This window comes from Bacteroides sp. 3_1_13, from assembly GCF_001185845.1.
Classification (GTDB): Bacteria; Bacteroidota; Bacteroidia; order Bacteroidales; family Bacteroidaceae; genus Bacteroides; species Bacteroides xylanisolvens.
The window spans coordinates 2,555,715-2,571,059 of the sequence record NZ_KQ236955.1 but is presented as its reverse complement, the minus strand read 5'-3'; the positions used below and the strand labels follow the sequence as shown (position 1 = coordinate 2,571,059).

The 15,345-nt window shown below is 40.7% G+C and carries 10 protein-coding genes; 5 read left to right on the top strand and 5 right to left on the bottom strand.

Annotated elements, in window-relative coordinates; genetic code table 11:
* Positions 1 to 55: 55 nt before the first annotated feature.
* A complete protein-coding gene (locus tag HMPREF9009_RS09070) occupies positions 56 to 1,063 on the bottom strand; it encodes a gliding motility protein GldB-related protein (RefSeq protein ID WP_008020785.1) in 1,008 nt (335 codons plus the stop codon).
* 6 nt (positions 1,064 to 1,069) lie between these two features.
* Positions 1,070 to 1,927: an enoyl-ACP reductase FabI gene (locus HMPREF9009_RS09065; protein ID WP_004301687.1), complete on the bottom strand. Its 858-nt coding sequence runs from the start codon at positions 1,925 to 1,927 to the stop codon at positions 1,070 to 1,072.
* Between the two features lie 351 nt (positions 1,928 to 2,278).
* Here HMPREF9009_RS09065 and HMPREF9009_RS09060 point away from each other — a divergent pair, with 351 nt between their 5' ends.
* The 4 genes from HMPREF9009_RS09060 to HMPREF9009_RS09045 all read left to right on the top strand — a co-directional run bounded on the left by HMPREF9009_RS09060 (position 2,279) and on the right by HMPREF9009_RS09045 (position 8,044).
* Positions 2,279 to 3,898 carry a glycoside hydrolase family 28 protein gene (locus HMPREF9009_RS09060; protein WP_049701969.1) on the top strand — a complete coding sequence of 540 codons (1,620 nt, stop codon included), beginning with the start codon at positions 2,279 to 2,281 and terminating at the stop codon, positions 3,896 to 3,898.
* Positions 3,899 to 4,051: 153 nt separating this feature from the next.
* Positions 4,052 to 5,293 carry a DUF4861 domain-containing protein gene (locus tag HMPREF9009_RS09055; RefSeq protein ID WP_008020781.1) on the top strand — a complete coding sequence of 414 codons (1,242 nt, stop codon included), beginning with the start codon at positions 4,052 to 4,054 and terminating at the stop codon, positions 5,291 to 5,293.
* A gap of 154 nt (positions 5,294 to 5,447) precedes the next feature.
* Positions 5,448 to 7,124: a glycoside hydrolase family 43 protein gene (locus tag HMPREF9009_RS09050; RefSeq protein ID WP_049701968.1), complete on the top strand. Its 1,677-nt coding sequence runs from the start codon at positions 5,448 to 5,450 to the stop codon at positions 7,122 to 7,124.
* A gap of 269 nt (positions 7,125 to 7,393) precedes the next feature.
* Positions 7,394 to 8,044, top strand: coding sequence for an HAD family hydrolase (locus HMPREF9009_RS09045; protein WP_049701967.1), 651 nt, complete (start codon positions 7,394 to 7,396; stop codon positions 8,042 to 8,044).
* Between the two features lie 23 nt (positions 8,045 to 8,067).
* Here the strand turns inward: HMPREF9009_RS09045 and HMPREF9009_RS09040 are convergent, their stop codons facing one another.
* Positions 8,068 to 8,469: a HEPN domain-containing protein gene (locus HMPREF9009_RS09040; RefSeq protein WP_004313789.1), complete on the bottom strand. Its 402-nt coding sequence runs from the start codon at positions 8,467 to 8,469 to the stop codon at positions 8,068 to 8,070.
* Positions 8,466 to 8,789 (bottom strand): nucleotidyltransferase domain-containing protein, encoded by a 324-nt coding sequence (locus tag HMPREF9009_RS09035; protein WP_004301671.1) that lies wholly within the window; start codon positions 8,787 to 8,789, stop codon positions 8,466 to 8,468. Before HMPREF9009_RS09035 ends, HMPREF9009_RS09040 begins: the two co-directional genes overlap by 4 nt.
* A gap of 264 nt (positions 8,790 to 9,053) precedes the next feature.
* Between HMPREF9009_RS09035 and HMPREF9009_RS09030 the strand changes: the two genes are divergently transcribed.
* Positions 9,054 to 10,193 (top strand): glycoside hydrolase family 88/105 protein, encoded by a 1,140-nt coding sequence (locus tag HMPREF9009_RS09030; protein WP_049701966.1) that lies wholly within the window; start codon positions 9,054 to 9,056, stop codon positions 10,191 to 10,193.
* A 66-nt stretch (positions 10,194 to 10,259) separates the two neighbouring features.
* Here the strand turns inward: HMPREF9009_RS09030 and HMPREF9009_RS09025 are convergent, their stop codons facing one another.
* Positions 10,260 to 14,549, bottom strand: a complete 4,290-nt coding sequence (locus HMPREF9009_RS09025) for a hybrid sensor histidine kinase/response regulator transcription factor (RefSeq protein WP_049702327.1) — start codon at positions 14,547 to 14,549, stop codon at positions 10,260 to 10,262.
* Between the last annotated feature and the right edge of the window lie 796 nt (positions 14,550 to 15,345).

Here is a 15,345-nt window from a genome sequence, read left to right as displayed (position 1 = left end):
AAAAATCAAATAAGGTTTTGAGCGAAGCTAATTAAAAATTGAAAAACGCAACAGTTTAGGAAGCCAGATAGTTGGATTCACTTAACATCACATGATAATCAGTAAATTCCAGGAGATCTTTCAGTTTCATGTCCTTATGCTTTTTCATATAAGAGGCGATGATTCTTGCTCCCATCCATGTTCCGATCAATGCCGGAGCTTGAGCACCCAACATATCGACAGCAGGAGCAGGCTTCATATAATAGCGGATCACCATCGGGTCTCGTGCATGCAGATGATCGTTGGTACAGATATAATTCCATATCTCCTTTTCATTCTCCTTACACCAGTCGTTTTCCTCCTTGGAATATCCCATCGCTTCGCCGATATCACTATATCCTAATAAGTTTTGCACGACGTAGTTGATTTTTCCGGAGTGCATCATCAAGTCAATCAAACAAGTACCCTCATGATAGTTCATTCCGTAACGGCTCAAAAGATAAAAAGCAAAACAATCCGGCACAATCCGTTCCGGACGCATCGAGCGACATTGATAATCGTAATAGAAACGCTTATAAAGAGGATAATCTTCCCCCATATATTTATCAAGACTGATCCCTAATAAAGAATCCACCAAAATTATAGATTCGTTGAAGGCAGACACTTGCGAATAGATAAACGGCACTTTTGTATCAGGCACTTCCTTCTTCAGTTTCCGGAATCCTTTGTTTAGTCCTTTTTCCACCTCATCCAGATTAGGGTACTTTGCTTCTACGTCGCTAAGCAAACGGACTAAAGTCGTATCCGAATAGAATTTCTGCAGACGTTGCGAAATGGTATCATCTTTCACCGTACCGATAGACAATACATCCTCAATCAGGATTTTCGTCGGCATACGGTAGTCCATCGTCAACTTCTGCATAGCAGAAAAGCTGTTGGAGCGAACGTATTCGCTCAACAGCTTATCATATCTTAGAACAGAAATCTCCTCTTCCTTCTGCTCCGTACCCTTTCCCGTGCTTATCCCGCAGGAGGCGAAAAGCATACTAATTAAAATAATAAGAAGAGAGATCCGTAGTTTCATAATCTTTTATCCGTAAATGATGTTACCATTTTCGTCCATATACTCATCGAGTCCTTTCTCATAAGTAGCCATGGCACGAAGACTCATACCTACGCTGGAGAATCCACCGTCATGGAATAAGTTCTGCATAGTCACCTTACGGGTAAGATCGGAGAACATCACGATGCAATAATCGGCACATTCGTCAGCCGTAGCGTTTCCGAGCGGAGACATACGGTTGGAGAAATCAAACAGTTTATCCATACCCTTCACGCCCGAACCGGCAGTAGTAAATGTAGGAGACTGCGAGATAGTGTTCACACGTACGCTATGTTCGCGTCCGTAGATGTAACCAAAGCTACGTGCAATAGATTCCAGCAATGCCTTAGCATCTGCCATATCATTGTAGCCGTAGAAAGTACGCTGTGCGGCCACGTAGCTCAAAGCAACGATAGAACCGTAATCAGCAATAGCGTTCAATTTCTTGGCCGACTGAATCATTTTGTGGAATGAAACAGCTGAAATATCCAATGTCTTATCCAACATTCCATAGTCAAGGTCATCGTAAGTACGTTTCTTGCGCACGTTGGGAGACATACCGATAGAGTGGAGTACAAAATCAATTTGTCCACCCAGTATATCCATGGAGGTCTTGAATACATTTTGCAAATCTTCTACGCTGGTGGCATCTGCCGGAATAACCTGGCAATTTAATTTCTGGGCCAAAGCGTCGACTTCTCCCATACGGATAGCCATCGGAGTATTTGATAATGTAATAGTTGCACCTTCTTCTACGGCACGCTCTGCTACTTTCCAGGCAATAGACTGATCGTTCAAAGCACCGAAGATAATACCTCTTTTTCCTTTCAACAAGTTATAACTCATATCTTTTAATAGTTAAATTTTGTGCAAAGATAGGAACTTTCTGCATAAAAACACGAGAAGTGTGCAAATAATAGACAGAAATGACAAAAAATACACGTATTCTATCAATTAGTCCACATCCTCTTGGGGTTTGCCACCTATCTTTGCAATCGATAATTAAGAGGTTTTTTCATAATATTTATTTAAGGTTAGAATTAGGTTAACATGAATTTGTCTTATTCCTCTCCTGCAGGCTGCCTGCGACAGATCGCCTGCGGAAGGACATAAGAATTATGAAATCGCCCTCATTAATCATCACCCAACTACCAAGAAAAACAATAGATGTATAACCCTATAGAAATAAGTTACTAAATGAACACATTGACAAAAAGACTCTTCTGGATGGCCCTATCCTGTTTACCGTTTATCTCATCAGGATGTAAACAAAGCGAGACTGCCGTAAAAGAAAGCTCCATCAGTGACGCTCTCTACCAGAATCTACCTTTTGAAATGCCCAAAGTACAGCAACCGGTTTTTCCTGCTTACGAGGTAAACATTGAGAAATTCGGAGCCAAAGGCGATGGTCTGTTTCTGAATACCAAAGCAATCAACGATGCTATTAAAGAGGTGAATCAACGCGGAGGGGGTAAAGTGGTTATCCCGGAAGGCATCTGGTTGACAGGACCTATCGAACTGTTGAGCAACGTGAATTTATATACGGAACAGAATGCATTGGTGCTTTTCACCGGTGATTTTGAGGCATATCCTATCATTGCCACTTCTTTTGAAGGATTGGAAACCCGTCGTTGCCAATCGCCTATTTCCGCACGCAATGCAGAGAACATCGCTATCACAGGATATGGCACATTTGACGGGAACGGCGACTGCTGGCGTCCGGTAAAAAAAGGCAAACTGACTGCTTCACAATGGAAAAAGCTAGTAAACTCGGGAGGTGTTCTTGATGAAAAACAAGAGATATGGTACCCCACGGCCGGTTCACTGAAAGGTGCAATGGCTTGTAAAGATTTCAATGTACCCGAAGGTATCAATACAGACGAAGAATGGGCTGAAATCCGTCCGTGGTTGCGCCCGGTGTTGTTAAGCATCGTCAAAAGCAAGAAAGTACTGTTGGAAGGTGTTACTTTCAAAAACTCACCAAGCTGGTGTCTGCACCCCTTGTCCTGCGAAGATTTTACAGTAAATAATATCATGGTCATCAATCCGTGGTATTCCCAGAATGGTGACGCTATCGACCTGGAATCTTGCAAGAACGCGCTCATTATTAATAGTGTATTCGATGCGGGAGATGATGCTATCTGTATCAAATCCGGTAAAGATGAAGACGGCCGCCGTCGCGGTGAACCTTGCCAGAACGTTATCGTTAAAAATAATACGGTACTGCACGGACACGGTGGATTCGTAGTAGGTAGTGAAATGTCGGGTGGTGTGAAGAACATCTATGTAGAAGACTGCACATTTATGGGCACAGACGTAGGTTTGCGCTTCAAGAGCACTCGCGGACGTGGCGGTGTGGTAGAAAACATCTACATTAATAATATCAACATGATTAATATTCCGAACGAACCGTTGTTGTTCGACCTGTTCTACGGTGGAAAAGGTGCCGGCGAAGAATCGGAAGAGGATTTGCTGAACCGCATGAAGACAAGTATTCCTCCGGTAACGGAAGAAACACCCGCTTTCCGCAATATTCATATCTCTAATATTGTTTGCAGAGGTTCGGGACGTGCCATGTTCTTCAATGGTTTGCCGGAAATGCCGATCAGCAATATTACCGTTAAGAATGTCGTGATGACAGAAGCTACGGACGGCGTTGTTATCAGCCAAGTTGACGGAGTTACTTTGGAGAATGTATATGTAGAATCATCCAAAGGTAACAATATATTAAATGTCAAAAATGCTAAGAATCTGATCGTAGACGGAAAGGTTTATGAAGAATTAGGAGCGAAAGAAGAAATTTTAAGCCTCAAATAAAGTTCATTGCAAAAAAGAAAACCACAATATCATTATATAGAGTAAAAAGCTCAAATAGCAGACTATAATCTTTTCAAAAGATAGACAGTCTGCTATTTTTTCTGTTACTTTTGCAAGGAGAAATACGACGTATAATTTCAGCCTTAGAAAATCATGAAGAAGAATCTTTTTATTTTTACTTTCCTTTTAGGAGTTTTCAGTCTGTCTGCCCAGGCGCAGAAACAGGAGAAAACCATCACAGTTGAAGTACAAAACAACTGGAATCAGGCCAAAGCGGATGCTCCAGTTGTTATCAACCTGCATGAGTTGCACGCCGGCTTCAAAGTTAAATCCGCTGTTGTCATGGAAGGAACAAAGGAAATACCTTCACAGCTGGACGATTTGAACAGAGACCGCAAGATGGACGAACTGGCCTTTGTGACCGACCTCCCTGCTCACGGTAGAAAAACATTCCAGGTTACACTCTCTTCGGAGAAAAGTGCAAAGACTTATCCGGAAAGGGTTTATGCCGATATGTTTATAGTAGACAACCGGAAAGGCAAACATCAACGGGTGCAGGCTATCACCGTTCCCGGCACCAGCAATATATACAGCATGGTACGTCCGCACGGTCCGGTTCTGGAATCGGAACTGGTGGGCTATCGTCTTTATTTCAATGAGAAACAGACACCGGATATTTACGGCAAGTTCAACAAAGGACTGGAGATCAAAGAATCGCAGTTCTACCCGACGGATGAACAATTAGCTAAAGGATTCGGAGATGACGTACTTCGTGTGTTCGACAGCTGCGGACCGGGCGCATTGAAAGGTTGGGACGGACAAAAAGCAACGCATATCACTCCAGTGGACACTCGCACAGAACGTATCATCTCTTATGGACCGGTGCGGGTGATTGCAGAAATTGAAGTGACCGGATGGAAATATCAGGATCAGGAACTGGATATGATGACACGCTACACGCTTTATGCCGGACATCGCGATCTTCATATCGAAACATTCTTTGACGAACCGCTCAATAAAGAAGTTTTCTGTACAGGTGTGCAAGACATCGTAGGTACTTCCAAATCTTTCTCCGATCATAAAGGGCTCGTAGGAAGTTGGGGAACAGACTGGCCTGTCAACGACACCGTGAAATATGCCAAAGAAACTGTAGGGCTGGGCACTTGTATCCCTCAACGTTATGTAAAATCGGAAGAAAAGGATAAAGCCAATTTCCTTTATACCATTACCGCTCCGGGAAATAAATATTTCCAGTATCACACTACTTTCACTTCGATGAAAGAGACATTCGGATATAAAACACCGGAAGCATGGTTTGCTCATCTCCGCGAATGGAAAGAAGAGCTGGCTCATCCGGTGACAGTGAAAATAAAAGATAACCGCACCAATAAATAGGGTAGAAACAAATACAACTAAACAAAAATTACGAGGTTTCTACCAATTTTTCTATGACTCTGCACAAATATTCCTCCTTGTGCAGAGTCTTTTTATTTACCTTTGCCATCAGATAAAACCAACGAATCATATCTATAAATAATCTATCTATAACATGAAACGATTGACACAGACTTTAGCCTTTTGCTTATTAACGGTTTTCACCGCAGTAGCACAGAAGAACTATGTATCTGAAGTATGGGTTTCCGACCTCGGAAACGGTAAATACAAAAATCCGGTACTTTATGCCGACTACTCCGATCCGGACGCTTGTCGCGTAGGGGATGATTTCTATATGACTTCATCCAGTTTCAACTGCTTGCCGGGATTGCAAATCCTTCATTCCAAAGATTTAGTCAACTGGACAATCATCGGTGCTGCAGTTCCCAATGCCCTCCCTCCTATCGAAACTCCGGAACGGCCGGAACACGGTAATCGTGTATGGGCTCCGGCTATCCGTCATCACAACGGTGAGTTTTACATCTTTTGGGGAGATCCCGACCAGGGAGCTTTTATGGTGAAAGCCAAAGATCCGAAAGGTCCGTGGAGCGAACCGGTCTTGGTGAAAGCAGGAAAAGGCATCATTGACACTTGTCCGTTTTGGGATGAGGACGGAAAAGTATATATGGTACACGCATACGCAGGAAGCCGTGCCGGACTGAAAAGTGTAATCACTATCTGCGAACTGAATGCGGAAGCAAATGCAGCGATCACTCCTTCTCGTATTATTTTTGACGGTCACGAAGCACATCAAACTTGCGAAGGTCCTAAAATGTATAAGAGAAACGACTATTATTATATCTTCCATCCGGCAGGTGGTGTACCGACAGGCTGGCAGGTCGTACTACGTTCTAAAAACATCTACGGTCCTTACGAATGGAAAACAGTACTCGCGCAAGGTGACTCTCCGATCAACGGTCCTCATCAGGGTGCATGGGTGGATACTCCTACCGGAGAAGACTGGTTCCTCCACTTTCAGGATGTCGGCGCTTACGGACGTATCATGCATCTCCAACCGATGAAGTGGGTGAACGACTGGCCTGTGATCGGTATCGATAAAGACAGTGACGGCTGTGGCGAACCTGTCTTGACTTACAAGAAGCCGAATGTAGGTCAGACATATCCTATCTGCACTCCGCAGGAAAGTGACGAGTTCGACGGATATACACTTTCTCCACAATGGCAATGGCATGCTAACATCAATGAGAAATGGGCCTATTACGCAGGCGACAAGAGTTATGTGAGGTTATATTCTTATCCAGTTTTAAAAGAATATAAGAATTTGTGGGATGTAGCCAACCTGCTCTTGCAGAAAACTCCTTCTGATAATTTCACCACAACAATGAAACTTACGTTCAGCCCTAATCCTAAACTTAAAGGTGAACGCACCGGACTTGTTGTTATGGGCAGAGATTATGCCGGAATCATTCTGGAAAATACAGATAAAGGTTTGATCTTATCTCAAGTTGAATGTAAAAGAGCGGATAAAGGAAAACCGGAACAGGCAAATGCTTCTGTTAATCTTTCTCAAAATACGGTTTACCTGAAAGTTCGTTTCAGTTGTGATGGCAAGAAAATCAAGGGTAGCGAAGGCGGACATGACCTCATTGTGATGTGCAACTTCAGCTATAGCCTCGACGGAAAGAAGTATCATCCACTAGGCAATCCTTTCCAGGCAAGAGAAGGACAATGGATCGGTGCTAAGGTCGGCATGTTCTGCACACGTCCCGCTATCGTTACTAACGACGGAGGATGGGCAGATGTAGACTGGTTCCGGATTACTAAGAAATAGTTTCAAATTTAGTTCCCTAGTTTGAAACTTCTAGTTTCATGCCTTGAAACTGTTAGTTCCATACGGTGAAACCATTGGTTTCTCGGTGTGGAACTAATTGTTTCACACCGAGAAACTAAAAGTTCACTACAGTTCCGTGGCAAAAAACAATTCTTTCCAAAGGAGAAGATAAAATCCGGCAAATAGGAAAGGATTTCTTTATCTTATCTTTTTTACCTATTTTTGTATCGGTAAAAGAGATTAAAGGAGAACAATCAGATAGAGTAAGAATGAAGAAACTAGTTATATTTGACCTGGATGGAACATTGCTGAATACCATCGCCGACCTTGCCCACAGCACCAATTATGCTTTAAATAAATTAGGATACCCCACTCATGAAGTAGAAAAGTACAACTTCATGGTAGGCAATGGCATCAATAAACTCTTTGAACGCGCATTGCCCGAAGGTGAAAAGACGGAAGAAAATGTACTTCGTGTACGCAATGAGTTCGTTCCTTATTACAATATTCACAATGCAGATGATAGCCGACCTTATCCGGGCATTCCAGCGTTATTATCTTATCTGCAATCCGCAGGTATTCAGATTGCCGTAGCTTCCAACAAATATCAGGCCGCTACCGAAAAGCTCATAACCCACTACTTTCCGGAAATTCATTTCACTGCCGTTTTCGGTCAACGGGAAGGAGTCAATGTCAAGCCTGATCCAACAATCGTTTTTGATGTATTAAAACTTGCCAATGTACAAAAAGAAGATGTTCTTTATGTAGGCGATTCCGGTGTAGATATGCAAACAGCAGCCAATGCCGGTGTAACCGCCTGCGGAGTGACATGGGGATTCCGTCCACGTACGGAACTGGAGGAATTTAACCCGGCATATATAACAGATACTGCCGAAGAGATAAAAAAAATGGTTCTTTAATGATGATATTCTTATAAGAATAATTATGATTCGGCAAGTAAAACTTCAATAGTCTCAATAAGTTCTCTTGCCGGAGCTTTTATCGTACTGATTTCATCCTCCGATATTGAATAAATGCAATTATAATCCCCTTTTTGCCGTAATTGTTCCATACGCGCCAAAAAACTTCCCAAACGTGCACTAATTTTGCCTGTTTTTATAAAATTCAAGCCAAAGCAAGCTATCAACCCATCATGGGTTTTACATGATAATCCATTTTGTATTAATAAAGCCTGAACAGCATGAAAACAGGCATAATAATATCTATTGGAAGCAATATCCCAATACTTCATATCAAACATCTCATCTGCTTGTTTCAAAAATACTTTAGCTTTCTCCAACTGTAATATCACCAAAGAATTACGTTCTTCATCTGTCAATTTCATACTAATTCAATTCCTTCCTGCTCTACATTTTTATAAAATGGTGTAATACAACTTGCAGCCCATTCTTTCATCGTATACATAATCGGATTAATTCGCGCTCCCAAGTCCCATCCCAACATAGTTAAGGGAAAGCTTACCTTATCATAATCTTCAGGCTCCAATTTTTCTTTATCCAAGATAATCAAAATATCCCAATCAGAATCAATCCGTGCATCCCCACGAGCTTGAGAACCAAACAACAAAGCCTTGCCACCTTTTGGTAAATGCTCTGTCAATGCCTGCTTAATAGACTCTAATATTTTATTTGTATGACTTTTCATATTCGTCTCCCCTTACTCTTCTACAAATATACAATAAATATCAATACAACAATATGACTTACAAAAAAATCGCTCTTGCTAATTATTCATACTTGGTTCTTATCCATGACTAATATGAATAAAGAATAAAGTCTAATATTACATATTTTCCGTACAAATTTCAATATCACTTTCCTTACAATGCATTTTCTTTGCAACAGATAAAGAAAGGCTCACCTTTGTGTGCCTCAATCTAAGAACAATAGTAATCTAATTTATTATAAAATGAAAAAGCATCTTATACTATTTTTTGCAGGAGTAATATTGAGTTACGGGAATATAAAAGCACAAACAGCTCCCGATAAAAAAGAAATTCTCAAAGTAACCCTTCAAGTGAACGACTATTTCATGAAAAAATATGCCGATTATCGTACTCCTTCTTTTGTGAAAAAAGTAGTTCGGCCCAGTAATATCTGGACACGAAGTGTATATTACGAAGGCTTAATGGCACTCTACTCCATCTATCCCGCAGACGAATATTATCTCTATGCCAAAGAATGGGCGGATTACCACCAGTGGGGCTTCCACCGTGGGACAACCACCCGTAATGCAGATAATTACTGCGCCAGCCAAATCTATCTCGATTTATACAACATTTGCCCCGATCCTGAGAAAATACGGAAAACGAAAGCCAATATGGATATGTTGGTCAACACTCCACAAGTAAACGACTGGTGGTGGATAGATGCCATCCAGATGGGGATGCCTATATTTGCCAAAATGGGGAAACTTACAGGCGAACAGAAGTACTTCGACAAGATGTGGGATATGTACGAATATACCCGTAATAAACACGGAGAGAACGGAATGTTCAATGTCAAAGAAGGTTTGTGGTGGAGAGACCATAATTTCGACCCTCCATACAAAGAGCCGAATGGTAAAAACTGTTATTGGAGCCGCGGTAACGGATGGGTATATGCCGCTTTAGTACGGGTAATGAATGAAATTCCATCCGATGAAAAACATCACCAAGATTACATCAATGATTTTCTAACCATGAGCAAAGCACTGAAACAATGCCAGCGTGAAGATGGCTTTTGGAATGTCAGTCTCCACGATCCGTCAAACTTTGGAGGCAAAGAGACTTCCGGCACAGCTCTTTTCGTATATGGTATGGCTTGGGGCATACGTAACGGTCTATTAGATAAAAAGACCTATCTGCCTGTAATCATAAAAGCATGGAATGCTATGGTGAAGGATGCAGTTCATCCGAATGGTTTTCTTGGTTATGTACAGGGAACCGGCAAAGAACCGAAAGACAGTCAACCTGTCACATACGACAAAGTTCCTGATTTTGAGGATTTCGGAACAGGATGTTTCCTTCTTGCCGGAAGTGAAATCTATAAGTTAGACCTCAATATGTAACTGATAAACATACTTATCTTGAATCCGGTCTATCCTTCACAAACCAGATTCAAGGTAAGTATATAACTACGTTTTACTTCTCTCCCCTCTTTGGTAAGCCGAAGGAGATACTCCAAACTGCGCTTTAAAACATTTACTGAAATAAAGAGGATCGTTAATACCCACTTTATAAGAAACTTCCGCAACAGTCAGATTCCTTTCAGTCAAAAACAGTTCGGCAGCCTTCTTCATTCGTACAACACGCAAATATTCATTCGGTGAGTATCCGGTCACTCCCCGTAATTTCTTATAAAATACAGTTCGTCCCATCCCCATCATCTGCGCAAATTCATCAATAGAAATGTTGTATTGAGAATAAATCTTTTCCACCACAGCCACCAACTGATCCGCAAACTCCTTATCCCGGTCCGTGTTACATAAAGCAGGACGTACTACCCCCGGTTCACTGGAAAATTTCTTCCGCAACTTTTCGCATTGCTCTATCAGCCGGAACACCTGCGCAAGCAAAAGCTTAAAACTAAATGGCTTTGCAACATAAACATCCGCTCCCGCTTCAAGTCCTTCCAGGTGCTTATCCGGTGAAGTCAAGGCAGTCAGCAGAATAATAGGAATATGACTTGTCGCAAATTCAGTTTTCAGTTTCTTTGTCACTTCGAAACCGGTCATCCCGGGCATCAATACATCGCAGATAATCAAGTCTGCGTCATAGTTGCATGCCTTTTCAAATCCGGATATTCCATCCGCAGCCACTTCTACTTCAAAATAAGCACTAAGCTCCTCCTGCAGGAATCCACGAATATCATTATCGTCTTCGATGACTAATATTTTATGTTTTCTTGATGTGGTGACTGTCTTTTCATGTTCCTGACATTCTTCTGAAAGTTCCTGTAAATGGTGAGTCTGCATATTCGCTTCTTCCAGCAGGAGATTGCCGGGAACCAGGAAGTCTTTTTCCGAATAAACAGTTTTATCAGTCGGAATACATACCGTAAATACGGAACCTCCCCCTTCATTATCTTTATATTCAATAGTTCCCTTATGCACCTGCACCAATTCATGGCTCAAATGCAACCCTACTCCAATGCTATCTCCGGAGAAACTACTTTGCATGAAACGTTTAAACAATTCTCCCTGCTTTTCTTTAGGAATACCTACTCCGGTATCCGCTACCTGAATGTATAAACACTTCTTCACCTCATCCACATTCACAGAAAACAGAATTGTCCCACCCGAAGGAGTATACTTAAAAGCATTTGAAAGTAAGTTATACACCACCTTATCCAAATTACCTTTATCAATAAACATTTTATAGGATGGTACAGACGGCAAAAAGCGGAAATCCATATTCTTCTGTTCTGCTACGTCACTGAAACTTAAATATATTTCGTACAGGAAAGCAACTACATCAGTTTCCTGCAGAGAAAGAGCCAACTTGTTGTTCTGCATTTTTCTGAACTCCAGCAACTGATTAATCAGCCTCAACATACGTTGTGTACTTTTATCCATGACTTTCAACGGATGCAATAAGGCTTGTGGAATATCATCCGTCCGGTACATTTTCTCCAATGCTCCTTGGATCAATGTAAGCGGAGTACGGAATTCATGAGAGATATTTGTGAAAAATACCAGTTTATACTCTGTCAGTTGTTTTTCAACATTGATGCGGTTGCGCAACCTATTGAAATTAAAAATGATACGATATGTAAAGTACAAAGCTATCAACATCAGGATGAAATATCCGAGCATAGCCCAATTCGTTTTCCAAAACGGAGGCACGATAACAATCTTCAAGGTTGTTTCGGTATCATTCCAAATACCGGCACCATCACAATATTTCACATGGAAAATGTAAGTGCCCGGCTCCAGATATTTATAAGTAGCAAAACTTAACGAGGACGGAACATTCCATCCCTTGTCATAGTTTTCCAGCCAATACATATACTTGATTTGACCATTATCCGAATAATCGAGAGTAGAAAAATCAAGCATAAAAGAATTCTGGAAATATTTCAATGTAATCTTATCCGAATAGGCTAAAGATTCTTGCAAAGGAGACCCCGGCATATTAGGCTTCACCTGAATTCCATTAACGGACAATCCTGTGATAACAATAGGAGAAAACAATCTTTCTGTTGGAATCTTCTTCGGGTCAATAATCGTCAATCCGTAGTTTGTTCCAAAAATCAGTTTACCGTCTGCCCCCATACACGCACTGTTCTCGCTATACACATTTCCTAATGTATAAGATGAGAAAAAATAATTCTCGAAAGAATGGCTGTTGGGATTGAACCTTGAAATTCCATATTCCGTAGCAATCCATAATTGTCCCGAATGATCTTCTAAAATAGATTGCACCATATTATTAACCAGTCCTTCCGCTATTCCATAATGTGTATATTTCAAAGACTGACAGTCGTCTGACAGTTCGCATAGATTCAGCCCGGCACCCGAAGTTCCTACCCACATGCGCCCTTTGCTATCACGAAACAGGCAACGAATCTCATTGCTGCAAAAATTGCCATCGGTGTAGCTGAACAAATGATAGTTATCTTCATTAGTGATCAATGAGTCAGGGTGGAAAATGCAGATACCTTCACTTGTGCCCATCCATATCATCCCTTTCTCATCTTCTGCCATTACTCTGACTATCCGTAAGCCATACTTCTTTCCTTGAAAGAAACGACGGAACTTGTATTGTCCTTTTTCCGTTGATTCTGCCAGTTCCAGTCCTCCTCCAAATGTTCCCACCCACATACGATCTTTCTTATCGCGAAGAATGGAATAAATATTAGAGTTAGATAAGGCAAAAGGATTGGACAGATCCGTTTTATACCACGTATCTCCTATTTTTAGTCCGTCGCCCCGGGTTCCCATCCATATATTCCCTTCACTATCTTCTGAAATCGCATAAATATTATAGGGCAAATAATGATTATCTATCTTAGTTTTCAGATGAGAATCATTTTTATACAATCCACCTCTTCGCGTTCCTACCCATATATCTCCATTCGACATTTTAGTCAGTAACCGGATTGTATTCGAACGGTCAAAAACATCCGGTGATTCCGGATAGACATGTGTAATGCCTTTATTTGAAATGGAAATATGAGACAAACCAGAATATTCGGAGCTTACCCATATTCCTCCTGTCCTGTCTTTCATCAAACATAACAAGAAATCTGACCCTATAGGTCCTGCATTCTTCCCTTCGGAAACAAAGTGTTCCAACCGGTCCTCCTGAATATCGTAGGTGAAAAGTCCGTTTCCATAAGTTGAAATCCACACAATCCCCCGGTCATCACGCACCACATGATAGCGTTCATAATCTATATATTTCATCTTCTCTTCAGGAATCAGTTGAAAATCCTTTATTTCTCCGCTCTCCGAGTTTATATAATAAATTCGTCCAGTGTTATTGTAAGCCCAACAATCTCCGTAATTATCATGAATCACTTTTCCATTATTTATTTTTAGTTCCCGGCAAGGAGTTATTTGAAAGTTCTGAAAATCAAATTCATATACCCCTTCGCTGGAAGTAAATATAACCCATTTATCTTTTATCAATGAATGTGTACTGACAGATGTATTATTACCGGCAATAGCAGACAGCGACGCTAAACAGTCTATTTTTTTCGATCCATTTACACAACGATACACATCTCCACTCTTTGTCAGAAAATACATATCCTCTCCATGAGGGAAAGAAGAAGAAAAATTCAATTTCCTATCAATAAATTCAACTTTCCCTTTATAAACAGACGCAAGTCCCTGCATGGTACCAATCCAGATCCTGCCACTAGAATCTTCATTTATAAATTTAATCCGGTCATCGGGCAGGTTTCCAAATTTCGTTCTAAACTTCACAGAGGTCATAGTCCGATCGTCCTCACAAACAATTTGACGTACACCGTTCCTTCTATGCCAAAGCCACACATCTCCATTAGAGGACATAAATATTTCCGAATAGTTTTCTCCATCACTTCCGGTACCGGTAAAATCTACAAAACAAGCTTTCTGTAGGTCATAACAGCTGAATAATTCCGGTACAGTCTTTATCCACAAAAAACCGTTCTTATCCTCTGCCACATGTTTTATTCTGTTATCTGCTAAAGAAATCTGATCGTGTTTTCCGCTTTCCAACTGATAAGTAAGAAAAGTATTTCCATCATAACGGGTCAATCCGTCTAAAGTACCCAACCACAAGAACCCTTTACTGTCCTGAAACATGCATCGTACTGAATTACTAGGTAGCCCATCACTGGTTCTCATTTGTTTGGAACTAAGTTCAATATCAGCATACAAATCCGATAAAGAAAAACTTAACAAAACGAAGAGGCATAATAATTTATATTTCATATAGTGCTTGGGGTTATTTTGATTGCTGGTTACAAAGATACATCTTTTCATAGTTTTTTTAAGATTTATACAAGCAAAACTAACCAAAAGGAATAACGAATACAAAAAACATAGCAGACTATTTCGAAATGAGGATTATTGTCCATATATATGTCATTTTTTCCATATACCAACTAATGATTTGCATTAAATTACAATCGTGGCAAATCAAAACGGTGGGGAAACGAATTAAACTGTAACCACACATAAAGTATACAGTTTAACACGACATCGTGTCAGCTCTACAGGCCAATTTTGAAGTTAGGTTAACAGCCAACTAGAGTCGTCCACTTAGCTAAAGGAAGTTGACCACATAGCCAACTAAAGTCGGCTATATGGTCAACTATAATTGGCTAATATCATGTCTACTATTTCAATCCAGTATTCAATCATATTCGTCTTCCTATGTTCTTCCATAGTTGGGAAACACTTTGACCAAGGCTTCTTTCTTAAGAGTGTGAACAGTGTGAAGAATGTGAAGAGCTAAAAAAGGATCTTTAATCACAGTAAATACCTGTCAAACTACAACTTACGTCTCTGTGAAATTTGTGAAAGACAAAAAGTGCTTTCCTCATAATCTGAATAGTTGATTAATAATTTATATTTTTGTTCTGTACATCGTGTGTATAGGAAGACAGAGATACCTCTGCCTTCCTTTTTTGATTGCAAGAAACGCAAATCATCAGAATAACAATAAGACCAAGGATTTTCCTTATTTTTTATAGTTGTTGATGAATTACTCGGAATACTGATTAGA

Coding starts and splice junctions, on each gene's coding strand:
- HMPREF9009_RS09030 (WP_049701966.1), top strand. CDS start 9,054: ATGAAAAAGCATCTTATACTATTTTTTGCAGGAGTAATATTGAGTTAC.
- HMPREF9009_RS09040 (WP_004313789.1), bottom strand. CDS start 8,469: ATGAAATTGACAGATGAAGAACGTAATTCTTTGGTGATATTACAGTTG.
- HMPREF9009_RS09035 (WP_004301671.1), bottom strand. CDS start 8,789: ATGAAAAGTCATACAAATAAAATATTAGAGTCTATTAAGCAGGCATTG.
- HMPREF9009_RS09045 (WP_049701967.1), top strand. CDS start 7,394: ATGAAGAAACTAGTTATATTTGACCTGGATGGAACATTGCTGAATACC.
- HMPREF9009_RS09070 (WP_008020785.1), bottom strand. CDS start 1,063: ATGAAACTACGGATCTCTCTTCTTATTATTTTAATTAGTATGCTTTTC.
- HMPREF9009_RS09065 (WP_004301687.1), bottom strand. CDS start 1,927: ATGAGTTATAACTTGTTGAAAGGAAAAAGAGGTATTATCTTCGGTGCT.
- HMPREF9009_RS09025 (WP_049702327.1), bottom strand. CDS start 14,549: ATGAAATATAAATTATTATGCCTCTTCGTTTTGTTAAGTTTTTCTTTA.
- HMPREF9009_RS09055 (WP_008020781.1), top strand. CDS start 4,052: ATGAAGAAGAATCTTTTTATTTTTACTTTCCTTTTAGGAGTTTTCAGT.
- HMPREF9009_RS09050 (WP_049701968.1), top strand. CDS start 5,448: ATGAAACGATTGACACAGACTTTAGCCTTTTGCTTATTAACGGTTTTC.
- HMPREF9009_RS09060 (WP_049701969.1), top strand. CDS start 2,279: ATGAACACATTGACAAAAAGACTCTTCTGGATGGCCCTATCCTGTTTA.